The organism is Asticcacaulis machinosus (assembly GCF_028550435.1).
GTDB classification, from domain to species: domain Bacteria; phylum Pseudomonadota; class Alphaproteobacteria; order Caulobacterales; family Caulobacteraceae; genus Asticcacaulis; species Asticcacaulis machinosus.
Map to the genome: position 1 here is coordinate 1213030 of NZ_JAQQKV010000001.1, position 24521 is coordinate 1237550.

Sequence of the window (24521 nt, forward strand, 5' to 3'; positions counted from 1 at the left end):
TTACCCCACCACCGCTACGCTGACGCTTGCGGTCCCCCTCCCCTCTCAAGTCCTTGGCAAGAGGGGAGGTTCTAAAGGTCTTAAAACCGCTTCTTGACCGTGATGAAGGCCATGCGCGGGGCGGCCGGCAGGATGGTCATAGCCTCACCCGTCAGGTCAGCATTTTTAAAGCCACCCGAACCGATGGTCGAGATATAGTCTTCGTCCAGCAGGTTGGTGACGTTGACCTGCACATCCAGATCATTGGCAAAGCGATAGCCCGCCGTGAAGTCGGCCACCTTGGCGCTGTCAACCTTGCCGCCGCGGTTCTCATAGGTGTAGTAGCGCTCACCCGTAAACTTCATGCCGAGCGTACCGAACAGCTTACCATTGTCATAAGCCACTTCGGCATTGAACATGTGCTTAGGCGTATCGACAACGGTCTTGCCCTTGGTATTGGCCAAAATCGCGCCCGCGGCATTAACGACATTATCCTGATACTGGGAGTCGTTATAGCTGTAGGACGAATAGAGCTTCCATTCCGGCGTGATGCGCCACGTTCCGGCCACTTCAACCCCGTTGGTTTCGACACCGCCCACGTTCGACAGAACCGTGGCATTACCCACGATCGACGCGCCCTGAGCCACACCCAGAAGGCGGTTGTCAAATTCAACATGATAGAGCGCCACAACGCCCTGGAAGGCCGAACCGGCGTTCAGACGCAGGCCACCCTCTAAGGTTTTGGATGTTTCCGGATCGAGCGACGATTTTACGAAGTCGACATTGGCTTGCGACTGTGAGCTGAACGGGCCGGACGTGGCCGCCGACACATAGGCCGCCATGTTTTCGGTATAGCCGCCGAACAGTTCGATATTGTTGTCAAGCTTATAGACCACGCCGACCTGCGGCAGGAAGCTGTCGTCGGACTCGATCTTGCCGTTCATGACATTGCCAGCAATCCTGCGCACCTTGTTGCTGACCTTGACGGCTTTGAAGCCGAAATTGACCTTAAAGGCCTCGGTGACGGTCCACACGTCCTGCACATAACCGGTATAGGTCTGGGTGGTGAAGGCATACTGCCATTGCGTAAGCAACGGGTTTGACTGGAAATCGAGCGGATCGCGCGACGGTGCCGACAAGGTTTCGCCATAGAAGCGGCGGGCCTGATTGAAGTCATTGGTTTCAATCCACAGACCGGCGCTGACCTGATGGGCGCCCAGATCGAACATCACCGAACCGAAGGCACCGGTACGATCGACATCATATTCAGTCGTACGGATCGTAATATTGGCGGCATTAGCAATCGTTGCCGGTGTGCGCACATAAGGCGTGTACCACAGGCCCTGACCTTCGTTGGTGTGCTTATAGAGGCTGGCCTTGACGCTGATGGTGTCGGTCAGCGGATAGCTAATGCTCAATGCACCCAGATTATCGTCGCGGATACCCGCACCGGCGTAATAGGCATCGTCGATGCACTTCACGCCGCCCTGATACGGGTTCGCACCATTGCCGGTCCAGCAACCGTTACCATCGAGAATCGGGTTGACCGGCGCGTAGTTGGCCGGGTTCTGATAGGCAGCAGCCACCTGATTAGCCAGAGCCCAGTTCGGCTGGAAGTTATCCCAGTCGCGACTCAGACGGCTGATCATGTCAAACGACATGTCCTGATAGTCCTGCTCACGGCGCTCAGAGCGGTTGAAGAAGCCGGTGATTTCACCTTCGCCGATCGGCATGACGGCCTTGGCGCTGAACTGACGCTGCTTTTGCTCGGAGCCGCCCTTCCACTTGTCGGTCTTCTGATCGGCGACCGACACATAGGCGCGCAGGTTGTTCAGTTGCGCGATTTCACCGGTTTCAAAGCGGCCATAGAGACGGTGCATGGCTTCGGAACCGACGGTACCGGCGACTTCGCCGCCCATAACACTGGACGGATCGCGTGAGAAAAACTGCAACGTGCCGCCGAGGTTCGAAGTCGAAGCTGTCGACAGTGAACCCGCCCCTTGCGTCAGCTCAACACGGGCGACATCTTCGTTGGTGATGGCGCGTGAAATATGCAGGCCGTTGTGGTTGCCATAGGACATGTCGCCCAGCGGCACGCCGTCCAGCGTAAAGCCCATCTGGTTCTGGTTAAAGCCGCGCACGCCAATGCGGGTCGACCACTCATAGCTGCCGAACGGGTCCGAAGACTGGAAGGTCACGCCCGGCAGTTTATCAATGGCTTTCAGCGGGCTGGTGCCCGGCGCTTCCAGCGCCAGTTCGCTCGCCTTAACCGCCTGAACCTGACGGCTCTGGCCCTGACCGTAGACGATAACTTCGGTAATGGCTTCATCAGCGGCCGGTGCGGCCACGGTATCGGCAAAAGCGGACGGTGCGATGGCGGCACTTAAGATGGCGGCCACGGCCGCGTTGGTAAATAAGGCTGTTTTCATTGTCGTATCCCCAAAGCCCACATGGCTTTGACGGCGCTCATAGGCTCAGCCGACGACAGATCCGCGACGGATAAATTACACGCTCACGTCAGTTGTGCGACGGTAAGATTACATGGATTATCAAATTTCTGATTTTACAGAATAATGTCTGTAAAAAATATACAGTTACCGGATTATTGCTCACGCGTGATGCTTCAACCCTGTGCCCGTTATGCCACGGCCAGACACCGTGCGCCCAAAGAAAAACCCGGCACAGAGGTGTAAAACCTGCGTACCGGGCTGATTCTGCAAGGCGTGATAACAGCCTAGAACGGCAGGATATTGCGCTTTTTAGAATAGGACAGCCAGCCGACATTGGCCCCCAGACGGAAGCCGACACCGGCCCGGATCGGGGCCAGCACGATACCTTCGGCGCGCTGATAGTTCACGCCTAAGCCCCCGATGAAATAGGCAGAGCCTTCGACGCCCGGAAAGCGGCGAAACACCTGCTCAGGGTTATCGAGGAAGTAGGCCAGCGTAAACACACGCGACGCATTGGCGCCGGTGTCAAAGCCAATAGACGGCCCTTGCCAGTACACCGTCGTCGGGCGCTGAGCCGATTTCATGTGGACAAGGCCCTTACCATAACGCAGACCGACCCCGATGGCGCCGGAGCCCTCTTCGCCCGCAATATAGGCAGTCGGACGGTCACCATAGTCACCAAAGATGCGTTCGATCGCGCCGCCTAAGGCCTCAACGGTTACGCCCAAGAAATTGGAACCGGCATTCAGCACTTCGTCACGCGAATAGGTACTGTCTTCGGACGCAGGATTGTTCTGATAGGTCGGCGAAGATACAGGTTGGGAGGTCGCGGGCGGGGCGGCATTGGCCAAACCCGGAACAAGGCCACCGATCAGAGGTACTGCCCCCAGGGCCAGACCTGAGGTGACAAATTGGCGGCGTTCTAACTGACGACGTTCCATGAGGACTGCGGCTCCTGAAAAAGGCGGAATATTGATAACCTGATATTAACTACACAGCTATGACTAAAGTCTTACCTGATTGTTAATACTCAGTTCATCGCCAGCCTAAAGAGCGGTTGCGGCGTGATTATGGCAGGTTACAGGCCAGCATATCGAACTAACCCGCGCGGGTGCACCAGCTATCCTTGACATCAAGCTTGGCGCACAACACCTGCGCCTCCGCATCGGTATAGACCGGCCCGACCTTGAGGCGGACCAGAACCTTGCCGCCATTGGTGCGGACATTCTGCATCTGCGGGTTAAAGCGCGCCATTTCCGGATGGCTGCTGGTTAGCTTATCCCAGGCCGCCTGCGCGCCATGACGGGTCGAAAATGACCCTATCTGGATGGTGCGGCCTTTATTGACGGTCTGAGAGGCTGGCTTGACCTCGGATTCAGTCAGGGCCGACGACAGACCACTATCGGCAAAGGTCATGGGCGGGGCTATGACTTTGGTCTCAGACGCTTCATCCTGTGACAAGACCACGCCTTTGGGCGGCTGATTGCGATCCAGCTCCAGCGGATCAACCACCTGAACCTTAAGGTTATTATACTGGGTAAACAACCCGCCCTGCCCTACCGCCATGTCGCGGGCCGTGTCGACGATGACATTGATCGCCTTGTCGTCACGCGGGCCTGAGATTTCCGCTTGCGCCAGTACAGGGGCCGTAGCCGGATCGGTTTTCGCAGGCAGAGCCGGTGAGGTCTCATCAACCTGAATGGATTGGATATGGGCCGCCAGACGCTGGAAATCCTGACCGTCGCGCTTAGGGCCCTCACAGGCGCTCATACCGAGGCTCAAGGTCGCCACACCTGCGACCCACGCCTTATGCACCAGACCTTTACTCAGAGGGGCCAGATCTTTACTGAGAGGGAGAAGATACGCCATAACGCCACTCTACTTCATAGCCCTTTAAAACGGGGTTAGAAAATGTACTTAACAGAGATGGTTAATACCCACGCTGCTTTAAAGGTTTAACGTACGCCTATGTCTGCCACCGTCGTTCAAGATCCTGTGTTTCCGCAAAACCCGAAAACTGCCCGCACCATAGCCGATTTGCGTGCGTTGGTGACGGCCTGGAAGCGCGACGGTTTGCGGGTCGGGTTCGTGCCGACCATGGGCGCGCTGCACGACGGGCATCTGGCGTTGGTCAGACACGCCCAAAGCTTAAGCGATAAGGTAGTGGTGTCGATCTTTGTCAATCCTATGCAATTTGCCCCGACCGAAGACCTTGACCGCTATCCGCGCCGCGAGGCTGAAGACATCGCAAAGCTGGCCGAGGTCGGCTGCGATCTGGTCTATCTGCCGACGCCGGACATCATGTATCCGGCCAATTTCGTGACCCGCGTCCATGTCGATGGCCCCGCGCAGGGTCTGGAGACCGATTTCCGGCCGCAGTTCTTTGACGGTGTAGCCACGGTCGTCTGCAAACTGTTCAATCAGGTCATGCCCGATGTCGCTGTCTTTGGCGAAAAGGACTATCAGCAGCTAAAGGTGGTGCAGGCCTTTGTGCGTGATCTTGATCTGCCGGTTGAGGTCGTGGGGTTGCCGACCGTGCGGGAAATGGATGGACTGGCCCTGTCGTCGCGCAATGCCTATCTTAAGCCCGAAGACCGCGCTCAGGCCATTGCGCTCTATAACGCCCTGCGCCATGTGCGCGCCGCCATCGTTGACGGCACAGATGTGGCCGTCGCCGTGACTGAGGCCACCGACAACCTGACCGCCGCCGGTTTCAATAAGGTCGATTACATCGCCGTGCGCCATGCCGACACGCTTGGCGATCCGGTCGATGGCGAGCCTCAGCGCATACTGGCCGCCGCCTGGCTTGGGACGACGCGCCTGATCGATAATATCGGGGTTTAGCCCAAGAGCTCCCCCTGTTGCAGGGGGAGCTTCAGTTTAAGCACGCTTAAACTGAAGAGGGGGTAATTCCGTGGGGTTTTACCCCACCTTCCGGCCTGATACATCAGGCCTCCCTCCTCCCCTGCAACAGGGGAGGTTCTATAGGCACTACCCCGCGTACAACACCGTTTCCCAGATCATCGACGAATAGTGGCGCAGTTCAAATTTGTAATCGAACCGCAGGTCGAGCAGCTTTTGCGCCAATACCGGAATATCATCGGCCTTGTGATAGGCGCTTAAGGCCATTTTCGGTTTATAGGCCGCAATCGTTCGGGTCATGCCGTCAAGAGCCGGGCCTTCGGCCCCTTCGATGTCGAACTTGACAAAGGTGATCTCACCCAGATTCATATTATCGAGCGCGTCAACCGGTAAGCGCACTTCGGACGCCTGATTGATGGCACTGCCCATAGCGCCTGTGGTTTCAAACCCGATACTGTCGGCATGGCTCCATAGACCGGCGGCGTGGATGCTGAGGTCGCGCACATCCGCCGTTTTCGTCCGCAACGTATCAACATTGATAGGATCGAGTTCAAAGGCATGGATATGGCGATACTGCGCCTTAGTGCACGCGATGAACTGACGCACCGTATCGCCGTCAAAGGCCCCGCCATCGACAAAGATTTCGCGATTATTGGGGGCACACAGAGTGTTGTCGAAATAGACGCCTTCGATCGGCCTGCGCACCGGTTCCAGCGCCGCCTCATCCCATGTCAGGCGGTAAATCATCAGTGCATCCAGCACCTTACGGCTTTCGGGATCGGTCAGGATTTTTCGCCCAAATGCCTGCACCTGCGCCAGCATCTCAGGGGCCCCAAAGGCCCGTAAATCATTGACGCGCGCCCCGCCGTCGAAGTTTTTTGGGAATGTCGTCATGACCTCAAAATAGAACAGCAGCGGATTGTCCCGCGCGCCCCAAACCTTCTGAAAATGGCGCATGGGGGCTTCAGACCCGCAACACAATATGCCAATGGCATCAGGCGACCGCGCCAGAATATCCGCCAGTCCCGCATCACCGATCACCGGTTGGCCGCACAGTTCTCCGCCGCTCAACCCGTTATCAATGATCGCCACGACCTTAAACTGATCGACGCAGTATTGCACAAAGGCCCGCGCCATCATCGAACCCGCCCCCAGCAGGATCAGTGGCCTGCGGGCATAATCCAGATCCACACGCGACCGGCGCAAGTCATCAACAGCTTTGAGATCACGGGCGTTGGTGACATCGAACCCGTCATGGATCAGGTCACGATAGGATGCGGATTTCAGGGCGTTAAGCGACATATCATCGCCTCCATACTCAAGGTAACTAGCCCCCACTACACCGGATTCGCCTTAAGGCTTTCCTACCACGCACCCGCTTCTTTCAGCGCGGCCACCATGTCCGGCGGCAGATCACCCGCGTCACGGGGATCACGAATATCACGCGGCGCATCCTTAAGGTTCAGATAGCGCCAGCCCTGAAACGGACGGCGCGGCATGGCCTCAGTAAAGATCGGCTTTGACGACACATGGATATGGCACAGAGGCAGCCCCGTTGGACTGTCGGCGGCCTCAAAGCTTTCGATATCGACAATCTCACGTCGGCACAGGATCACGCCCTTGATCACCCAATAGAGCGATCCACCGTCCAGTAGCTCCGCCGCTCGTTTTGGCGTCTGGCGGGTATGAACCGGATAGGTCGGCCCGCGATGGGCTTCATAGTCCATAAGTTCTTCGACACTGTCGACCCCGACACACAGCTTGATCAGATGAACCTGGCCCATAAACGCTCCTTTTCGCCTCATATGAGCCTTGCGCGTGTCAGAGGCAACCCACCTATGCTCTGTTAACCAAAACAACTCATAATCCGTGTTTATATGATCCGCGTTCAGGATATGAAGTCTGATGAGTAAAAAAAAGACACCCGATGCGGCGCCCAATGCCTTTCCGTCCTTAGAAGACGCTCTGGCTAAACTGTTCGCGACGACCGCGTTAGAGGCCGCAAGCTGGATCACGCTGACCGGCGGATCGCGCCTGTTTAGCGCGGGCGATGATTCCGATCATCTCTATCTGGTGCGCACGGGCCGTTTGGGGGTGTTCCGCCAAAACGAGGACGACGGTGAACTTAACCTGATCGGGGTAATCAAACCGGGTGAGCCGGCCGGTGAGATGTCGCTGCTTGCGGGCACCGAGCACACCTCCACCGTCATCGCCCTGCGCGACACTGACCTTCTGGCCCTGCCGCGCGATGCCTTTATGGCGGCGGCGGCCAAATCCCCAGAAGTCATGCTGGCCCTGGCGCAAAAGATGATCCTGCGCGCCCGTGAAGTTCAGGGGCGCGGCCACCAGCAGCTTCACAACCCCAATGTTTTTGCCTTTTTTGCTGTCTGCGACCGCCCCGCCCGCCCCTATGTCGAAAACCTTGCCGAAGCGGTTCGGGGCATGGGCTATTCGGTCTGTGTGCTCGATTCCCGCTATCATGGCTCAACCTCCGAAGAGTTCTCCGACCTTGAGGCTGCCCACGACTATGTGCTCTATGTCGCCGAAAAGCCTGAGGCCAACTGGCGCCTGCTGGCGGCCCGTCAGGTCGACCACAGCTTCCTGATCGTGCCGGGTTTAAGCCATGTCGACGCGCCCGATCTGTCCGCCGTCGGCGCCGATCTGGGTTTGAGCCTCAGCGCCGGGTTGCAGCACCCGCCCGACCTGATTATTCAGCACGATCAGGCCACCCGCGCCAAAGGCATCCGCCATACCAAACTGTGGCTGGACGCACTCAAACCCGCCCGCTGGTTCCATGTCTGCGACAGCTCTCAGGCTGACACCGCCCGCATAGCCCGCCTTGTGACCGGCCATAGCACAGGCCTTGTGCTGTCTGGCGGCGGGGCACGCGCCTTTGCCCATCTGGGGGCGATCTGGGCCCTGCGCGATGCCCATGTGCCGATTGATTTTGTCGGCGGCTCATCTATGGGGGCGATCCTGGCCGCCACCGCCGGTCTTGAATGGCCGCAGGAAGAAATGGACCGACGCATTCGGGCGGCCTTTGTGGACTCGTCGCCGCTGGATGATATTTCCTTTCCGTTCATCGCCCTGACCGCCGGTAAAAAGGTCGATGCCCGCCTTGAGGAGCATTTTGGCGATGTCCTGATCGAAGACATGCCAATCCCGTTCTTCTGCCTGTCATCCAACCTGACGTCAGGCACTATCAAGCTGCATAAGACCGGGTCATTGCGCAAAGCCCTGCGGGCCTCGATCTCACTGCCCGGTATTATGCCGCCGGTGATCGAGGATGATCAGGTGCTGGTCGACGGGGCCGTCATGCGCTCATTTCCGGCGCGCCTGATGGCCAATACCCACTTGGGCACAGTCATCGGCGTTGATGTCACCCGCGCCAAGGGCATTGACCCGCGCAACATCAAGGTGCCCAAAAGCCTGCCGACCTGGTTTGGGCGCGGCGACTGGCGCAAAGGCCCGCCGATCGTCTCGATCATGATGCGCTCGGCCACCATAACGACCGCCGCCGATCTGGCCCAGAGCCGCGCCGCGACCGATTTGCTGATTATTCCTGAACCCGGCGGGGTCGAAATCCGCGACTGGAAAGCCTATGATCTGGCGGTCGAAAGCGGCTATCAGACCACGGTCGATACTCTGGCCAAGCTGGACGGGCCGGTCACGACCATGCGCAAGCGCGGCGCCAGTATCCACCCGGACATCCCCGCCTTTACGCCTGACGACGACCACCTGATCCCGCCGTTTGTCCCGCCCAAGATAAAGCCTGTGCCGAAGAAGCTGTTTTAACCCATACCCTCCCTCCTCCCTATCGAGCTAAAGCGAAGATGGGGAGGTGGATTTTTGGCGAAAAGCCAAAAAGACGGAGGGGTATCTACTTCCGACACGCGACCAGAAAGACATGCTCCAGCGCCGCGCAGCCGTGGCCATCGGCGGTGGCGGACACGTTGTTATCCCCTGACAGGCGCGCATAGGTATCCTCGATCGTCGGGGCCAGCAGCGCCACATTGACCCGTGCCGCCTGCGCCATCAAAAACTCAGCCAGATCGGTCAGGTCGTCGAAAACCTGAAGATAGCGGCTCGACCAGAACTTCAGATCAAACTCAGTTTCCGGAAATATTTCCGTCAGTTCCGAGAAGGTTTTAAGATCATCAGCCTGTGTATCCGCCATGCCCGACAGGATCGCCATCCAGCCATTGAGCGTTACCGGCACCTGAACGATCAGGCGCCCCCCCTTTTTGATATGCGGCCGAAATCTTTGGGCAATATCCGTCAGATCATCGCCCGCCGGCGCGCCACCGTGACTGATCAAGAGGTCAAAGCCACCCGGTGCAATCTGGCGCAGTTCATCGGCCCAGCCCGCGGGCGGCATTTCCACCCACGACACATCACGGCTCAAGGAGCGGGCGCGGTCCATGCCCTGACGGCTCTGACCAAAGCCATAGACCTTGGATTTGGGAAAAGTGGCGGCCAGAATATCGCTCATCACTCCGTCATGGCACCCCAGATCGGCGATGCGCCCGCCGTCGATTTCTGTGGGCAGATGCGGCCACAGATCGGTCAGGGCGCGCTCATAAAGGTCATGATACAGGCGGGACATGGTATACTCAATCACACGAAAGCTCAGCTTTTCATAAGCTGATTTGGCCCACTGGACACAAGTATTTATTGCATGCTCACTGAAAACTGCGATCATTTAGAATGTAAATTTTAGCTATTTATACTCTTACCAGAGGATCACAAAAGTGAGTAAAAGAGCAAATTTCGCTAACTATATATTCTTCTTGGTAGCGACAACATTCATCGCGATAATTCTCGCTTTGACATGGTACCTATCCCCTTTTGGGTTAGGCTTTGCAGAGTGGCCAAAAAATTCCATCGTCCGAAATATAACCGAAAAGATATATTATATTTCCTATTTTCTGGGCATTCCATGCCTAATAATAACACAAATAATATCACCAATATTATACAAAACAGGGAAAATAAAAACAGCTTACACACTACCTATAGTTATAATAGGAGCGTTCTTGACATTAATTTCGATAGTATTCTTACTTATAAACATCTAGTCAAAGTCACGTTTAAAAAATATTCAATTGAAAAACTAATCCTTCAGCCCGCCCAATCGCTTCAGGATCAGATAGACCGAAATACAGACCAGAACCATGCCCGCGATCGCCAAAATGATCGACAGGCTGTTGAAATCGGTTGTGCCGTCGCGCAGTTCAACATCGCTGGTCGATTTGTAATAGGCCGCCGTAGCCCCGCCGATTGCCGCCAGCCCCAGCACCGACGTGCCGATCCATTGCAGGGTCGAGGCAAACATCTTCCAGATCGATTTTTCACCCTCGCCGTCGGCATCAACGCTCATGGCGATCCGGCCACCGTCGCTCAGCCATTCATCGTCGTCGGACGCAGCCTCCTCAGCCACCTCATGGGTGCGATAGACGGGTGCCGGGACTTCCTCAAAGGTTTCGACAACCGTCACGGGGGCCGCTTCGGCGGACGCCACGACCGGACGGTTCAGTTGCTCACGCCAGTGCAGGCCCGCTGACGCGGCGGCGGCAGGTGCCACCGGAGACACGACTGGAGATACTGGCGGTTGAGCGATTAAGACCGGTGGGGCGACGCTGGAGGGATTGCGGCGGGCGACCAGTTCAGCTTCATCCTGAAAGGTCAGGTCAGGTGCTGACCTGACCGCCTCCTCCGGCTGAGTGACTTCGGATGGCGCAGGCTCGGACAGCACAGGTGAAGGCACAACGGGCGCGCTCAGGTCAATGCGCGGCGAATAGGGCGTTGGCAGCGGTTGCGCCATTTGCGGCCCAACCTGAACTGGCCCAGATTGAACTGGCGACGGCTGAACTGGCGGCTGCTGAACTGGCGGTTGCGGCGCAGACGGCGTCGGCATAACCACCGATTTGGGCAGGGCTTTGGACGCCAGCGGCTGCCCCAGACCGGACGCATAGGGCGAATAAAGCCGCATCAGAGCGGCCGCGGCTTCGGCCTTGCGCTGCTGGTCTTCGGCGGAGGGCACCGCGAGGGGCACAGAAAGCGCCGCCGCCTGAGCGGCTGCCGCACTGGCTTCCGCGGCGGCCTGTTCGCGGGCTTTGGTCTCGGCTTCGGTTCTCAGACGTGCAGCTTCGGCGTCGCGCTCACGCTGTTCGGTCTCAAGGCGGGCCCGTTCTAATCGAGCCTGTTCGGCAATGGCAGCCTGTGCCTCACGTTCCAAGCGTTCTTGTTCAAGATGGGCTTGTTCAAGACGGGCTTGTTCAACGCGCTCCAGTTCTAATCTGGCCTGTTCTAATCTGGCCTGTTCCTGGCGGAAAGCCTCAAGACGTTCGGCTTCCAGGCGGGCGACTTCCTGCGCGCGGGCTTCAGTTGCCAGACGCTCTTGCTCGATGCGGGCAGCCTCCCGGCGCTCGGCTTCCTGACGGGTGATTTCGGCGCGCAGGGCCTCGGCACGAGCGGCCTCGACGCGCGCCGTTTCACGGGCGGCTTCCTGACGGATGGCTTCAAGGCGCTCGGCTTCCAGACGCTGGGCCTCAAGGCGGCGCGCCGCTTCAAAGCGCTGCGCTTCGAGGCGTTCACTCTCCAGACGCTGACGCTCCTGTTCGATCAGGCGGTCACGTTCAATCCGTTCGGCTTCGACTTTGGCCGCTTCCAGACGCGCCACTTCCTGACGGGCGGCGTCAAGACGGGCCGCTTCCTGACGGATCAGTTCCTGACGGGCCAGTTCTTTGGCAGCTTCCTTAGCCGCTTCCTGAGCCTGTCTTTCTTGTTCAAGGCGTTTTTCCTGTTCAAGACGGGCCTGCTCGGCCACACGGGCGGCGGCCAGAGCCTGCGCCTGACGCATCGCTTCTTCCCGCAGACGGTCTTCGTTAGCGCGGCGGGCATTCTCTGCCTGACGTTGTGCGTCTTCGGCGCGACGCGCCTCATCAGCGGCGCGCACAGCCTCAAGACGCTCAAAATCGTCACGCATTTTGGCTTCGGCCTGCGCCTTCATCAAGGCGGCCTGAACGGATTCGCTCATCATCGGCACGTCGTCTTCACCGCCGGTCGCCATCGTCGACGCCGGCGCATAGCGCGCAATATCGACCACACTGGCACCGTAGGGTGTGTCCATAACCGGCACAGGGGTTGAGACCGGCGCAATGGGTGGCACCACCGGATGCGGTGCGGAGGCTGACGGCGGAACGTGCTGCGTCCTGTCTTCAACCGGACGCACGACCATACCCGGCGTGATTTGCGGCGCCGTCGCCTCATCTTCAGACGGGGTCAGAAACAGGCTTTTTTCAGCCGCACGGCGGCGGATTAACGGGGCCAGCACATAGGTCTGCCCGTTGAACTCGGCCGAACTCCAGCTATCCATCGCCAGAGCCGCTTCGGTCAGGCGGCCTTCGTTGATACGCTTAAGCACCACCGACTGGGCGAAATTCTCGATTCCGATATTGAAGCAAAATGACACCAGCGCATCGAACTGGTTCTGATTGAGCGGATGATGGACAAGGCTGTTAATGCCATCGACAATCGGCAAAAGGTCAAAGCGCAGCAGGGCATCGGCGTCTTCGGGGCCGACACGTGCCCCTTCGCGCGCCGAAAACGTATGGCCATAGCCCAGCGTCCAGCGACCATCCGGCAGCTTCGCAGCCACTTGCCGCAAGCCCTCGAAACTCTTGATCAGTTCGACCCCGGCGCGGGAAATTTTCAGGCGCCCACTCATCTCAAATCCTGACCCAAAACGGTACATAATTCTATCGCTACTCCCCTGTAGCAAAAGCCAGGCCGACATCAGGACTTCGGGGCATCATAGCTACGGCCCCCACCTTAGCGCAGCTTGGTTAATTCCTCACTACAACAGCCATAACGGCTGAATTTTACAATAGAATAATGCCCGCGAGGCCCAGGAAACTAAAAAATCCGATGCAATCGGTCACCATGGTCACGAAAATCGGCGATGCCACCGCCGGATCACGATCCAGACGCGACAGGGTCAGCGGCACCAGCGTACCCGCCAGCGACGCCGCCGTGATGTTGATCATAATCGCCAGAGCAATCGTCACCCCCAACAATAGGTTCTGTTGCCAGATACCGGCCACCACCCCCAGCAACAGCGCAATGACCGCCGCATTGATCCACCCCACCCGCACCTCACGCCAGACGGTGCGCATGGCGTTGGCGGTCGTAAGCTCACGCGACGACAGGGCCCGTACCGACACAGTTAGCGCCTGAGTGCCGGAATTACCGCCGATCGACGCCACAATCGGCATCAGCACCGCCAGCGCCACCAGCTTTTGGATCTCATCCTGAAACACCGAAATCAGGCTGGAGGCCAGAAACGCCGTGAACAGGTTGATGCACAGCCACGGCAGGCGTGATTGAACCACCTCGAACACGGTCGAGCCACGGCCTTCTTCGTCGGACACACCGGCCAGAGCCAGAATATCCTCGCGGCTTTCTTCCTGAATGATGTTAACAATATCATCGACCGTGATTTGGCCGACCAGCCGTCCGCCATCATCGACCACGGGGGCGGAAATGAGGTGATATTTGCCGAAGATATAGGCGACCTCTTCCTGATCCAGATCAACCTGAATTTCAGTGACCGGCTCCATCAGGTCTTCAAGCCTGACCTCACGGCGTGACCGCATCAGCAGCGATACCGGCACGGCCCCCACCGGCTTATGGGTCGGGCCAATCACATAGATATCAAAGAACAGTTCCGGCAGATCGTCGCCGTGATCGCGCATGTGCTCGATGGTATCGCCGACGTTCCAGAATATGGGTGCGGCCACCACTTCGCGCTGCATCAAGCGGCCGGCGGTTTCCTCTTCGTAGCTTAAGGTCGTGACCATCGCCTCACGATCGGAGGCGGTCATGGCGGCCAGAACTTCGCGCTGCTGGGCCTCCCCCATGTCTTCAAGCACGGCGGCGGCATCATCAGAGTCCAGTTCCTGAAGCACCTCGGCCAGATCACCGGGACGCAAGGTATCCATGACCTCTTCGCGGATGTCCTCATCCAGTTCCGGCAGAACCTCAGCCAGAGCCGATGCCGGAATCCACGGGATGACCTGCTCGCGGTAGTCTTCGGACAAAAAGCCCATCAGGTCGGCCACGTCCGCCGGATGGAGCGCATCCAGCAGTTCCCGCAGCCGCATACCGTCGCCGCGGTCGGCGGCATCGACCACCAGCTCGATATATTCCGGGTTCAGGGCATAGTCGTCCTGAAGCGCGAAATCTTCGATCTCTTCGGGGGTGTTCAGTTGCGGGCGGTTATCATCATCACGCTCAAGGATTTCGGCCTCGGCGGCGATCATGCGGGCACGGATGATTTCGATATCTTCGCCCGTATCAACGGCAGGGACATTCGGGGCTTCGGGTTTTTGAGACATCGAAACACCCCTTCTCTTTCACGTCAAATCAGACCGCACGATTGTTGATAGATGGCGGGCAATGTGCCTGAAAAGCTAATAAATGCAACCGCAAAAGGTGACATCTTAAGGCATAAAAAAAGCACCCGTCAGGGGCGCTTTTTTTAATCCGGTTGGTGCGGTCAAGAAGACTCGAACTTCCACATCTTGCGATACAGCGACCTCAACGCTGCGCGTCTACCAATTCCGCCATGACCGCGCACAAACTGGAGGCGCGGGGAATAGCAATCCTTGGCACATTTGTGAAGCGCTGAATTGCAATTAATGTGAATAATTTAAGGTCACGGCCCAAAAGACCTGCGCTCAGCTTAGCTCCCGATGGCCATAAAGTCGTAAACATCAGCCGGGCGGGTGACGACGATCGAGATTTTTTCCTCGAAAATCTGAATTTCGCCGCGTGCCACCGGATGGTTGTTGGCCAAAATCCACACTTCGTCATGCTCACGCGCATCGAGCGGAATCACCGCCCCGCGCCCCATGCGCAGGAGTTGCTGCATCGGAAGCACGCTGCGGCCCAAAAGAACCGAGATTTCGACGGGTACCGATTCAACCTGAGACACAAACTTCCCCAAAATACGCTCACGCCAAAGCCCTTGCTTTTAAGGCGCTGATATCACATTTACAGACTATGCCACACTCTCAGACTAAAATTGATGACAGGTTAACCCCTTCTTTTTTATTAACGGACGCTAACCATAATTTGCCCGAATGGGTAGTGGCCCCGGCCCCCGTCCCCTACCCTGAGGCTGTGGCGTTTATGGACGCGCGCGTCGCCGCCATTCAGCGCGGTGAGGCGCCGGAAATGATCTGGCTACTGGAGCATCCGCCGCTCTATACAGCGGGCGTATCGGCCAAACTTGATGATCTGATCGAACCGGAAAGGTTTGAGGTGTTCAAATCCGAACGCGGCGGTCAGTTCACCTATCACGGCCCTGGCCAGCGCGTGATCTATGTCATGCTCGATCTCAACCGGCGCACCAAGGATATCCGGGCGTTCGTCAAGGCGCTGGAGACCTGGGTGATCGATGCCCTGTGGCGGTTCAATGTCGAAGGTCATATCCGCGATGGTCGCGTCGGCGTGTGGGTTGAACGGCGGGATAAGGGGGTGATGCCCGCCCCTCCGGGTTCACCAGAACCCGGCAAGGCCGCCAATACTACTGAAATATGGCCGCCCGAAGCCCCGGCGGCGCCTGAGCCGCGCTACAATGAAGATAAAATCGCCGCGATTGGGATTAAACTGCGCCGGTGGGTCAGCTTTCACGGCATCAGTATCAATGTCGAACCGGATCTGACGCATTTCAGCGGCATAGTCCCGTGCGGGATTACCGAACACGGCGTGACCAGTCTGGTCGATCTGGGTCTGCCGGTGACGATGGATGAGGTTGATTACGCCCTGCGTCAGAGCTTCGAGGCGATCTTTGGGCCGACCGCTTAAGAACCCCCCCTATAGCAGGGGGAGCTGATATTTATTGATCTCAATAAATATCAGAGGGGTATCTTGTTTTCAGGCGGGGTAATTTACCCCCTCTTTATTCCCGCTATCGCGAAAACAAAGCTCCTCCTCCCAAGTTCTTGGCAAGAGGGGGAGTTCTAAGTGGCCGCTTCTTCAACCACCCTGACCGGCGGGCCATAGCGGTTCATGCCGCGCTCACCGGGCATAAGTGTCAGATCGACAAACGCCCACACCAGAACCGCCACGCCGATAAAGTCGAAAAAGCCTTCCGGTTGCGGCCAGACCATCACAAATGCCACCAGTATTACTGCCGACCACCAGCCCGACCGGCCCCGGTCATGCAGCCGCTTGGACAGCACGCAGGCGCCGCTGAAGAACAGCAACGGATAGACCAGCAGGCCCAGTAAAAACCTGAGTCCCTCCGGCACCACCGACTCGTAAAAGGCAAGCCCGATCAGCAGGATCACACCGGCAATGACAAAGGGCATCTGCCGCCCGCGTCCAGTCGATGAGAAAAACAGCTCGCTCCAGTCGATTTTCGCGTTCATGCAGGGCCTCAGTTCGTAACAGATTGAAGGCCTTACACGATATTGCTTAAAGGCAAAAGTGCTACTGCGTCAGCCGCGTCTTTTTGATCGCTTCAAACACGCTGGACAGGGCCGTATTCAACTGCGACGCCGAGGTCAGGTCGTAATAATATTCGTCCTTGGTGGCACAATCTTTCAAGAGCTGGGAATTGCCTTCCATCACCCGCACTACAAACACGGTAATCCCCTGAGCATTGGCGGCCTCACAGGCCAGCTTGGTGCGTTTGTCGATGTCTTCGCTCTTGGTGCTCCAGCGGTTTTTGGTGTTTTCGCCATCGGTGATGACGATCATGTATTTCAGTGTGGTATCGTCCTTGAACGCCACGGTGCTGGCAAAGGGCTCGGCTGGAGACAAGACCTCCATACCCCATTGAATGCCGATCGTGACATTGGTGCTATCGCCCGTCTTCAGGGCCTGCACATAGGTGTTGGTCGTCGTAATGTCGGTCGTCAGCCCCTTGATAACGCCCAGATTATTGGTCGCGCACGACACGGCCTTATAGAGCGCCTTGGTGTTGACCGTATAGGCGTCTGCCGACACATCATAGCTTTGTTCGCGGTCAGTAATACAGCCCGTCCAGGTCGATTTGCTATCGGGTACCACCGGATAGTGGACGATCTTTTTCGGCTGCTTGTTGTCATCTGAGCTTTTCAGCCCGCTTTCTTCCTTAACCTGAGCCTCACGGCTACCATAGCCACTGCCGTAGCTGTTGGTATATTTGATCAGGCTCTTGTCACCGGCATAGGTGAAGCCCGACGTAGACGGCGTGCCTGATGTGGTGCCGTTCTGCTTTTTCAGAGTATAGGTCGTCGACGTCGTGGTCTTGCCGCCCTGGGTGCAGGTTTCAACCCCGGTTTCCGAATTGGTCGAGCAGCCGCCGGTGCTGGTTGAGGTCTTGCTGCCTAATTGAATCTGGTCAGTATAGCTGAAATTCTTGCCGCCGCCACTGGCGGTAACCATGACATCAAACCAGTCATTCCCGCCCGACTTATAGGACTTGTAATAGAACTTGGCTGTCGCCTTACACGCCGCAGTATCAGACGGCGTATTGCTGCTTTGGTAGCAGACCTTGCCATAGATATCGCGATAATAGCTGCACAGATTGCTGTCGCCGGGGCTTGACGAACATCCCTCCGAATTGCTGCCGACACCGTAATCAATATAGCTGTAGCTGGTGCCTTTATCGACGCGCACCTGCGGGTTGAACGGCACAATGGCGACCTTGGTTTCCGAGGCATTGACCCCATTCGTCAGCAGGCTCAGAAGTACGCTGTTCATCGAGCTTTTAAGGTTGGCGATGCGGGTCGCATCCGTGCTCATCGATCCCGTGACATCAAGCACAAACGCGATTTCGGACTTGCGCATCTGAGACTGGGCCTTGGCCACCACGGTGACGGTGGTGGTCTCTATGCCTATGATCTGGAGGAACAGGTTCTCAATGGTCGCGTCAACCGTATAGGTCACATGGGTCGTATTGCCGATGACCTCTTTGCCGATGGTACCTTCGGCGTCATACTTCTCAACATTCTCAACGCCAAAATTGTTCTCAAAGGCCTGATCGGCGGCGATTTCGCGCTGCTCATCGGTCATTTTTGATGACATCACCGCCCGCAGCACGGCGGCATCCGCAGCATCCTGCATCTTGGCGCGCACATCCATCTGGCGCACCACATCCGTGCCGCCGCCCGCCGCCACCACCAGCGTCATGGCTGACAGCCCGAAGATCACCGCGACATTGCCGGCCTGATGACCGCAAAAAGGCTTAAGGCTATATATGGTTTTACGCGCATTTGTTTCCAAAAACCGCTTCACACTTTTTGGAATGCGCTGCCACAGACCGGAGAAGATACGCTTCTGCATAGATGTCCCGCTACGAATTTTATCGTTCAGGCCGTTACTTTACAGGGGAAAGCTTAATATTTGTCCTAGATGGGAAAACGCTCTGGCGCGGTTATTCTGTCAGGCGGATCTTCTTGATCGACCGGACTATGCTGCCCAAGGCCCCGCTCAACTCACTGGCGTTTGACAGATTGTAGTAGTAGTCCGACCGTGAGGCACATTGCTCCAGCAGGGATGAGTTCCCTTCCATAACCCGCACGGTAAAGATGGTGATGCCCTTGGCCTTGGCGGCCTTACAGGCCTCCAGCGTGCGCGCATCAATATCCGCCGTCTTGGTGGTCCACCGGTTCTGGGTATTCTGACCATCGGTGACAACGATCATGTATTTATTGATATTTTCCGTGCCAAACGCCACACCGGTATTGAACGGCAAGCCCGGCGACAGCACTTCCATGCCCCATTGCACGCCGATCGTGACATTGGTATTGCCGGCGGGCGCCATCTTTTGCACATGGGCGCGGGCGGCGGTAATGTCAGTCGTCAGACCCATAACCGGCAGCAAGGTATTGGTGGCGCATTTCGAGGCCGGATAGTTCTTGGCCGCCGTCGTGCCATCCGGCGATTCGGCCGAGATATCATAGGGCTGGGTGCGATCAATGACGCAGCCATTCCAGTTGGTCGTGCCGACCCCCAACAGGTCCGAGTTGGCCGAAATGGTGTCATTATTTTTGATATCGGTCGTTGAGCCTGACCCGTAACCGCCGGTGTTGGCATAGGTCGACGTCACCGTGCCGGAGTAGAGGCTATAGTTATTATTGGGTTTGTTGTAATAGGCTGACTGCGGATACTTGGTCGAATTGGTATCGACGTTGGACGCAGACCCCGTCGTGCTCGATGTGACCTGATAGGTCGCTTCGCGCGATACGACCATGTAATTACAGCTATTATAATAGTTATAGCCAACATAGCAGCCGCCATTACCGGATTTATAATAGTAGGACGTGGCAAACACTTTGATATAGGATTTGCCGTTACTGTTGTAGGCATAGGTGTAGGTTTTCATGTTCGACGTACAGGCCGACACATCCGACGTACTGGCGCACAAGGCGGTCTGGGTGGTGACCAGCGCGCCGCAGCGGCCATCGGACAGGCTGGAACACGAGACGATCTTTTCGGCCTCACCATATTCGATGCTGGAAGTCGGCACGCCCTTAATGTTGACCTGAGTATCAAACGGCACAATGGCCACCTTGCTGCCGCCCGAAGTGCCATCAGACCCCACCAGTCCCGCCAGCGTCGTATCGACGCTCGACTTCAGGTTCGTCATCCGGTTGTCTTTGGACATGGAACCCGTGTTATCGAGCACGAAAACGATTTCCGAATCCGATATGGTCACGCCGGCATTGGCCGAGGCCGTGATGTGTATCGCCCCTGTTTTCTCACCACTCAACATACCCAGGAAGAAGGTATTGACATCCGCCTGCGCCAGATAGGTTTTGACGGTCATATTGTTCTGGGTCGCGGTCGACAGGTCGCCCGACGCATTCAACAAAATACGGGATTCGCTGATATTGTTATTAAACGCCTGATCGGCGGCGTCTTCCTGCGCCGTATCGGACACCGACGCCACCAGAGCCCCGGCAATGGCGGCTGTATCCGCCGCATCCTGAAGCTTGGCCTTGGCGCGCATGATACCGACCAGATCCGTCCCGGTACCGACAGCCGCCACGATAGGCAGGGCTGAAAACGCCATGATAACCGCCACATTGCCACGGTTGTTCGCGCGAAAACGCTGCCACAGATTTGCCAAAGCCATCACACCACACTGATCCCAGCCACAGAGATCAAAATACGGCGTCAGGCTTTAACAAAGTCAAAATTTATAAGGTAAACAAAATTGACTATACGGTTAAGGATAAGCGCGCTTAACTATTAAATTATGTCAACCATGTAATTTTTACCAACAAACCCTTAATTTTCAATAAAATGAATATCTTCGTTATGTATAAACACCCATATCAAGTTCCAGATCAGCACAAAGCTTTGTAATTTCCTCGTGAACCGGCGCTGAAAGCATCTTTTTACCACCTGCGGGGTGCGGAAACTCAAGCTGAAACGCGTGCAGCATAAGGCGCTTCACCGATCGCCCGCCCAGGCTCAAGGCTCCGCCATAGCGCGGGTCACCGGCAATCGGACACCCCAGATGCGCCATATGAACGCGGATCTGGTGCATACGTCCGGTAAAGGGTTTAGCCACCACCAGAGCCGCCTCTGAGTTACGCGAAACCACCTCATAATGAGTGCGCGATTCCAGCGCGTCGGGGTGATTAGCTTCGCACACCCGCGAATAGGCTTCGCGGCCAATGTCTTCGCGCCGTAGCGGCACATCGATCACCCCGCGATCTTTCAGGTTATGCGGATTGGACACCACCAGCAAATAGGTCTTGTGAAACTGGCGCGCGATCATCGCCTTACCCAGAAACGACGCTGCGGGCTTGGTCTTGGCCACCAGAATAATGCCCGATGTGTCGCGATCCAGCCGGTGGATCAGGCGTGGTTTCTTACCGTTCGACTTGGCAAAGGCCCACAACAGGTCATCAAGGTTGTGAAAATCCGGCCCACGCCCGCCCTGGGACGACAGGTTATAGATCTTGTTGAAGCCCATGATCTCGGCGTCTTCATAGACCAGCATCGATTTGATCAGCGCCACAGCCTCTTCACTGAGCGCGATCGGCCGGTCGATGGCCTTGAGGTTTTTAGGCGTCTGAGGTTTGCGTCCGCCATTGGCGTCACGCCGCGCAATAGCGGCCTGATGCTGGGGCGAATGGCGCGAAGCCTTTTTACGGCTGATCTTGTCCTGCTTTTTCGGGGTCATGCCCGCGAAGTATCAGGGTTGGGCGTTAAGGTCAAAGTCTCACGAATTAGCACTTGCATAATGTATGCAAAAAGTGTACATTATTTTTGCACAGGAGAACAGAATGACCCAAATCAAAGTTAAACTAGGAATTCTCCCATGCGCTTCCAATGGAATGAAGACAAGCGACAGGCCGTAATCAAGGAGCGGCAAGTCGATATCTTATATGCGGCGCTAATTTTCGAAGGCGACGTTTTAACCCGCGTCGATGACCGCAAAGACTACGGCGAAGAACGCCTCATTTCGATGGGCATGGTGGGTGACGAAGTTTTTGTTATCGTCTACACCCTGAGAGATGACGAAATACGTTTAATCACAGCATGGAAAGGAGGTCGCCTTGAACAAGAGCACTATCAAACAGGCATCCTTAAGCGATCTCAGGAAGATGCAGGAAAAGGGTGAGCTTTTTCATACCCCTGACGCCTCCGAAGGCGAAGCGTTAGGTGCCGAATTCTGGGCAAAGGCCGAACTGAAATCGCCCACAAAGAAATCCGTACACCTAAAAATCGATTCAGAGGTTTTCGATTATTTCGTCTCCGAAACCGGTGGCAAGGGTCACCTCACGCGCATGCAGCAGGTCTTAAAGGCTTACGTGGCCGCACACCACCGGACTTAGACAAAAACTTCGCCTACAGCAACCTCGTCAGTTTGCGGCGGCTGCAAAAACCAGTAGAGCAGAATGAAGTAACCAAACACCAGCAATAAGAGCAGCCACCAGCCGCTTTGGTTGACATCGTGCAATCTGCGTACAGCGACCGAAAGACTTGGGATGGCCAGCAGCGGGATCGTCAACAGCGGCGCCGCCGACCACCATGTCGGGTTTTCCCGCGCCATATAGGCCAGAATTACCGCCGCCAACAGGCTAAGACCGCACAATATGCCCACGACAATCGCAAACGTGAAGAAATCCAGCCGGTTCGCTCGGCCTTTAAAATCAAATGCCCGCGTAAAGCCTGCCGTTCCCGCCTGAACAATCGTGGCCGTTGGAGACTGAGCACCAAAACGATTGGAGGTTTTCTGCAATTTACGCAGAAACGGCAGGGCGCATAGAAAGATGATGACGGCCGCGCCACCAACGGGAAGCCCCACAAGCACAATCAAAAATACCGCCAGCATTCCCCCTTCTCCCCAGCAAAAGCCTAATCAAACACGGCGGCCTTGTCCTCAAGGTCGTTTTGCGACGGTTGTGCCCATAGATAAATCAGCACGAAAATCCCGAAACCGAAGCTAAGTAACTGCCACCAGCCGGAGCGGTTAATATCGTGCAAACGACGCGCCCCCACGGCTAAACTTGGGACAAAAAAAGCGTATGAAGCAGCCCCAAATGCCTCAATTCCTGTTATAGCCGTCAGCACAACCGCTACAATATTGACCAGCACATTAAAGAGATAGAACCACCAGAACTCTGATCGCGTAGCGCGGCCTTTGAAATCAAGATACTTTTTCAGACACACCACGATCGCGTCACCCATGCCCATACTGACAGGCTGTGGGCCGAAGCGATTACCTGGCTGACGTTTTACAACTAGCAACAAAAGAGCCGGCAAACCGCCAACTATGATGATAATCAGCAAATGCCAGATCGAGAAACTGCCCATATAAAACCCCTAAAAAATTACCGCTTCTGCTTATATGCCCGCAACTGGGCCCAATAGTCGAGGCGCTCTTTGACCTTGCCTTCGTGGCCATCGCCCTTGGGGTCGTAGAATTTCGGGCGGGGCATACCATTCGGGAAATAGTTCTGGCCTGAAAAGCCATCGGGGTCATCAGGGTCGTAGATATAGCCCTCACCGTAGCCCAGATCTTTCATCAGCTTGGTCGGCGCGTTGCGGATGACTTCGGGCGGGTCGAGATCGCCGGTGTCGCGCGCGGCCTTCATGGCGGCCTTAAAGGCCACATAGACCGCGTTCGATTTGGGCGCTGAGGCCATGTGCACCAGCGCCTGCGCGATCGCCAGTTCACCTTCGGGGGAGCCTAAGACTTCGTAAGTTTCGCGCGCCGCATTGGTCATGATCAGCGACATAGGATCGGCGGCGCCGATGTCTTCGGACGCCATGCGCTGCATCCGGCGGGCGATATAGAGCGGGTCTTCGCCACCCTGTAACATGCGCGCAAACCAGTACAGCGCCGCATCGGGGTCTGAGCCGCGCACCGACTTATGCAGGGCCGAGATCAGGTTATAGTGGCCTTCGCGGTCTTTGTCGTAGTTGGGCCGGCGCTTTTGCAGGTGCTGAAGTAAGGCTTCGGAATTGATCGGCGCCTCAAAGCCCATACGGTCGATGGTCTCAATGAGGGTCAGCAGATAGCGCCCGTCTCCGTCCGATAGCCCTTTCAGGGTTTCGCGCGCCTCCGGTTCCAGCGGCAGGGCGCGCCCCAGATGGGCTTCGGCGCGGGCAATGAGCGTTTCCATCGCCTCATCATCCAGCCGTTTGAGCACAAACACCTGACAGCGCGACAGCAGAGCGCCGTTCAGCTCAAACGACGGATTTTCGGTCGTGGCCCCAATCAGGGTCACCACGCCAGACTCGACATAGGGTAAGAAACTGTCCTGCTGGGCGCGGTTAAAACGATGGATTTCGTCGACAAATAGCACGACGCGCTTGCCCATATTGCGTTGCATCTGGGCGGCCTCAAAGGCTTTTTTCAGATCGGCCACGCCGGAAAAGACAGCGGAAATCTGCTGAAATTCATAACCGGCGGACGACGCCAGCAACCGTGCCAGGGTCGTCTTACCCACCCCCGGCGGGCCCCACAGGATGATGGACGGCAAAAAGCCGCGATCGACGCTGCGCCGGATCGGCCCATCAGGCCCGACCAGATGCCCTTGCCCCACCACCTCAGCAATCGACTGCGGCCGCAGCCGGTCAGCCAGCGGTTTATAACCGCTGTCGTTCGGCGTCAGGTCAGGTGTTTTCGGGGTGAGACCCGCGGCCTCAAACAAATCGGACATGCGAACATATATAGAACGATTTTTTTAACCACGAAAGGGCCTTAGTTAA

21 protein-coding genes and 1 tRNA gene are annotated in these 24521 nt (G+C 56.8%); 5 read left to right on the top strand and 17 right to left on the bottom strand.

The genetic code is table 11. The annotated features are described in order from the left end of the window. Nucleotides 1-80: 80 nt before the first annotated feature. The 3 genes from PQU98_RS05695 to PQU98_RS05705 form a co-directional block, all read right to left on the bottom strand. Nucleotides 81-2408: a TonB-dependent receptor gene (locus tag PQU98_RS05695; protein WP_272743935.1), complete on the bottom strand. Its 2328-nt coding sequence runs from the start codon at nucleotides 2406-2408 to the stop codon at nucleotides 81-83. Nucleotides 2409-2713: 305 nt separating this feature from the next. Further along, nucleotides 2714-3370, bottom strand: coding sequence for a DUF1134 domain-containing protein (locus PQU98_RS05700; protein WP_272743936.1), 657 nt, complete (start codon nucleotides 3368-3370; stop codon nucleotides 2714-2716). 157 nt (nucleotides 3371-3527) lie between these two features. Beyond that, complete coding sequence (locus PQU98_RS05705) at nucleotides 3528-4298, bottom strand: SPOR domain-containing protein (RefSeq protein WP_272743937.1); 771 nt, start codon at nucleotides 4296-4298, stop codon at nucleotides 3528-3530. 99 nt (nucleotides 4299-4397) lie between these two features. On the opposite strand from PQU98_RS05705, the gene panC reads away from it, so the two are divergent. Then, nucleotides 4398-5273, top strand: a complete 876-nt coding sequence (gene panC / locus PQU98_RS05710; protein ID WP_272743938.1) for a pantoate--beta-alanine ligase — start codon at nucleotides 4398-4400, stop codon at nucleotides 5271-5273. A 147-nt stretch (nucleotides 5274-5420) separates the two neighbouring features. Here the strand turns inward: panC and PQU98_RS05715 are convergent, their stop codons facing one another. Both PQU98_RS05715 and PQU98_RS05720 read right to left on the bottom strand, forming a co-directional pair. After that, the gene (locus PQU98_RS05715; protein ID WP_272743939.1) at nucleotides 5421-6593 is read right to left on the bottom strand and encodes an FkbM family methyltransferase; all 1173 of its coding nucleotides are present in this window, start codon (nucleotides 6591-6593) and stop codon (nucleotides 5421-5423) included. 62 nt (nucleotides 6594-6655) lie between these two features. Next, complete coding sequence (locus tag PQU98_RS05720) at nucleotides 6656-7075, bottom strand: DUF1489 family protein (protein ID WP_272743940.1); 420 nt, start codon at nucleotides 7073-7075, stop codon at nucleotides 6656-6658. Between the two features lie 121 nt (nucleotides 7076-7196). On the opposite strand from PQU98_RS05720, the gene PQU98_RS05725 reads away from it, so the two are divergent. Further along, nucleotides 7197-9086 (top strand): patatin-like phospholipase family protein, encoded by a 1890-nt coding sequence (locus PQU98_RS05725; protein ID WP_272743941.1) that lies wholly within the window; start codon nucleotides 7197-7199, stop codon nucleotides 9084-9086. A gap of 85 nt (nucleotides 9087-9171) precedes the next feature. Here PQU98_RS05725 and PQU98_RS05730 read toward each other — a convergent pair whose 3' ends face one another. The 5 genes from PQU98_RS05730 to PQU98_RS05750 all read right to left on the bottom strand — a co-directional run bounded on the left by PQU98_RS05730 (nucleotide 9172) and on the right by PQU98_RS05750 (nucleotide 15303). Further along, the gene (locus PQU98_RS05730; protein ID WP_272743942.1) at nucleotides 9172-9897 is read right to left on the bottom strand and encodes a methyltransferase domain-containing protein; all 726 of its coding nucleotides are present in this window, start codon (nucleotides 9895-9897) and stop codon (nucleotides 9172-9174) included. A gap of 507 nt (nucleotides 9898-10404) precedes the next feature. Beyond that, on the bottom strand, nucleotides 10405-13020 hold the full coding sequence (locus PQU98_RS05735; RefSeq protein WP_272743943.1) for a lysozyme: 2616 nt from the start codon (nucleotides 13018-13020) through the stop codon (nucleotides 10405-10407). A gap of 154 nt (nucleotides 13021-13174) precedes the next feature. Then, nucleotides 13175-14614, bottom strand: a complete 1440-nt coding sequence (mgtE, locus tag PQU98_RS05740) for a magnesium transporter (protein ID WP_438263869.1) — start codon at nucleotides 14612-14614, stop codon at nucleotides 13175-13177. Between the two features lie 228 nt (nucleotides 14615-14842). Next, nucleotides 14843-14927, bottom strand: a tRNA-Leu gene (locus PQU98_RS05745). Nucleotides 14928-15036: 109 nt separating this feature from the next. Then, nucleotides 15037-15303, bottom strand: coding sequence for a FliM/FliN family flagellar motor switch protein (locus PQU98_RS05750; RefSeq protein WP_272744491.1), 267 nt, complete (start codon nucleotides 15301-15303; stop codon nucleotides 15037-15039). A gap of 53 nt (nucleotides 15304-15356) precedes the next feature. Between PQU98_RS05750 and lipB the strand changes: the two genes are divergently transcribed. Further along, on the top strand, nucleotides 15357-16163 hold the full coding sequence (gene lipB / locus PQU98_RS05755) for a lipoyl(octanoyl) transferase LipB (protein WP_272743945.1): 807 nt from the start codon (nucleotides 15357-15359) through the stop codon (nucleotides 16161-16163). Between the two features lie 155 nt (nucleotides 16164-16318). Here the strand turns inward: lipB and PQU98_RS05760 are convergent, their stop codons facing one another. The 4 genes from PQU98_RS05760 to PQU98_RS05775 all read right to left on the bottom strand — a co-directional run bounded on the left by PQU98_RS05760 (nucleotide 16319) and on the right by PQU98_RS05775 (nucleotide 21483). Next, nucleotides 16319-16729 carry a DUF805 domain-containing protein gene (locus PQU98_RS05760; protein WP_272743946.1) on the bottom strand — a complete coding sequence of 137 codons (411 nt, stop codon included), beginning with the start codon at nucleotides 16727-16729 and terminating at the stop codon, nucleotides 16319-16321. Nucleotides 16730-16790: 61 nt separating this feature from the next. Further along, nucleotides 16791-18629: a TadE/TadG family type IV pilus assembly protein gene (locus PQU98_RS05765; protein ID WP_272743947.1), complete on the bottom strand. Its 1839-nt coding sequence runs from the start codon at nucleotides 18627-18629 to the stop codon at nucleotides 16791-16793. A gap of 91 nt (nucleotides 18630-18720) precedes the next feature. Further along, nucleotides 18721-20424 (bottom strand): vWA domain-containing protein, encoded by a 1704-nt coding sequence (locus tag PQU98_RS05770; RefSeq protein ID WP_272743949.1) that lies wholly within the window; start codon nucleotides 20422-20424, stop codon nucleotides 18721-18723. A 183-nt stretch (nucleotides 20425-20607) separates the two neighbouring features. Then, a complete protein-coding gene (locus tag PQU98_RS05775; protein ID WP_272743950.1) occupies nucleotides 20608-21483 on the bottom strand; it encodes an RluA family pseudouridine synthase in 876 nt (291 codons plus the stop codon). A gap of 138 nt (nucleotides 21484-21621) precedes the next feature. On the opposite strand from PQU98_RS05775, the gene PQU98_RS05780 reads away from it, so the two are divergent. Both PQU98_RS05780 and PQU98_RS05785 read left to right on the top strand, forming a co-directional pair. Continuing rightward, nucleotides 21622-21924 (top strand): BrnT family toxin, encoded by a 303-nt coding sequence (locus PQU98_RS05780; protein WP_272743951.1) that lies wholly within the window; start codon nucleotides 21622-21624, stop codon nucleotides 21922-21924. Beyond that, the gene (locus PQU98_RS05785; protein ID WP_272743952.1) at nucleotides 21908-22138 is read left to right on the top strand and encodes a BrnA antitoxin family protein; all 231 of its coding nucleotides are present in this window, start codon (nucleotides 21908-21910) and stop codon (nucleotides 22136-22138) included. The genes PQU98_RS05780 and PQU98_RS05785 overlap by 17 nt, the downstream gene beginning before the upstream one ends. Here PQU98_RS05785 and PQU98_RS05790 read toward each other — a convergent pair. Genes PQU98_RS05790 through PQU98_RS05800 form a run of 3 tightly spaced genes read right to left on the bottom strand, consistent with a single transcriptional unit; the run spans nucleotide 22135 to nucleotide 24472 of the window. Further along, a complete protein-coding gene (locus PQU98_RS05790) occupies nucleotides 22135-22638 on the bottom strand; it encodes a DUF805 domain-containing protein (RefSeq protein WP_272743953.1) in 504 nt (167 codons plus the stop codon). The genes PQU98_RS05785 and PQU98_RS05790 overlap by 4 nt on opposite strands. A gap of 23 nt (nucleotides 22639-22661) precedes the next feature. Beyond that, nucleotides 22662-23120: a DUF805 domain-containing protein gene (locus tag PQU98_RS05795; RefSeq protein WP_272743954.1), complete on the bottom strand. Its 459-nt coding sequence runs from the start codon at nucleotides 23118-23120 to the stop codon at nucleotides 22662-22664. A gap of 17 nt (nucleotides 23121-23137) precedes the next feature. Next, nucleotides 23138-24472 carry a replication-associated recombination protein A gene (locus PQU98_RS05800; RefSeq protein ID WP_272743955.1) on the bottom strand — a complete coding sequence of 445 codons (1335 nt, stop codon included), beginning with the start codon at nucleotides 24470-24472 and terminating at the stop codon, nucleotides 23138-23140. Nucleotides 24473-24521: the final 49 nt, after the last annotated feature.

Coding starts and splice junctions, on each gene's coding strand:
- PQU98_RS05700 (WP_272743936.1), bottom strand. CDS start 3,370: ATGGAACGTCGTCAGTTAGAACGCCGCCAATTTGTCACCTCAGGTCTG.
- PQU98_RS05765 (WP_272743947.1), bottom strand. CDS start 18,629: ATGCAGAAGCGTATCTTCTCCGGTCTGTGGCAGCGCATTCCAAAAAGT.
- lipB (WP_272743945.1), top strand. CDS start 15,357: ATGCCACACTCTCAGACTAAAATTGATGACAGGTTAACCCCTTCTTTT.
- PQU98_RS05725 (WP_272743941.1), top strand. CDS start 7,197: ATGAGTAAAAAAAAGACACCCGATGCGGCGCCCAATGCCTTTCCGTCC.
- PQU98_RS05695 (WP_272743935.1), bottom strand. CDS start 2,408: ATGAAAACAGCCTTATTTACCAACGCGGCCGTGGCCGCCATCTTAAGT.
- mgtE (WP_438263869.1), bottom strand. CDS start 14,614: ATGATCGCCGCCGAGGCCGAAATCCTTGAGCGTGATGATGATAACCGC.
- PQU98_RS05715 (WP_272743939.1), bottom strand. CDS start 6,593: ATGTCGCTTAACGCCCTGAAATCCGCATCCTATCGTGACCTGATCCAT.
- PQU98_RS05780 (WP_272743951.1), top strand. CDS start 21,622: ATGCGCTTCCAATGGAATGAAGACAAGCGACAGGCCGTAATCAAGGAG.
- PQU98_RS05705 (WP_272743937.1), bottom strand. CDS start 4,298: ATGGCGTATCTTCTCCCTCTCAGTAAAGATCTGGCCCCTCTGAGTAAA.
- PQU98_RS05795 (WP_272743954.1), bottom strand. CDS start 23,120: ATGGGCAGTTTCTCGATCTGGCATTTGCTGATTATCATCATAGTTGGC.
- PQU98_RS05760 (WP_272743946.1), bottom strand. CDS start 16,729: ATGAACGCGAAAATCGACTGGAGCGAGCTGTTTTTCTCATCGACTGGA.
- PQU98_RS05800 (WP_272743955.1), bottom strand. CDS start 24,472: ATGTCCGATTTGTTTGAGGCCGCGGGTCTCACCCCGAAAACACCTGAC.
- PQU98_RS05730 (WP_272743942.1), bottom strand. CDS start 9,897: ATGTCCCGCCTGTATCATGACCTTTATGAGCGCGCCCTGACCGATCTG.
- PQU98_RS05720 (WP_272743940.1), bottom strand. CDS start 7,075: ATGGGCCAGGTTCATCTGATCAAGCTGTGTGTCGGGGTCGACAGTGTC.
- panC (WP_272743938.1), top strand. CDS start 4,398: ATGTCTGCCACCGTCGTTCAAGATCCTGTGTTTCCGCAAAACCCGAAA.
- PQU98_RS05785 (WP_272743952.1), top strand. CDS start 21,908: ATGCAGGAAAAGGGTGAGCTTTTTCATACCCCTGACGCCTCCGAAGGC.
- PQU98_RS05775 (WP_272743950.1), bottom strand. CDS start 21,483: ATGACCCCGAAAAAGCAGGACAAGATCAGCCGTAAAAAGGCTTCGCGC.
- PQU98_RS05790 (WP_272743953.1), bottom strand. CDS start 22,638: ATGCTGGCGGTATTTTTGATTGTGCTTGTGGGGCTTCCCGTTGGTGGC.
- PQU98_RS05770 (WP_272743949.1), bottom strand. CDS start 20,424: ATGGCTTTGGCAAATCTGTGGCAGCGTTTTCGCGCGAACAACCGTGGC.
- PQU98_RS05735 (WP_272743943.1), bottom strand. CDS start 13,020: ATGAGTGGGCGCCTGAAAATTTCCCGCGCCGGGGTCGAACTGATCAAG.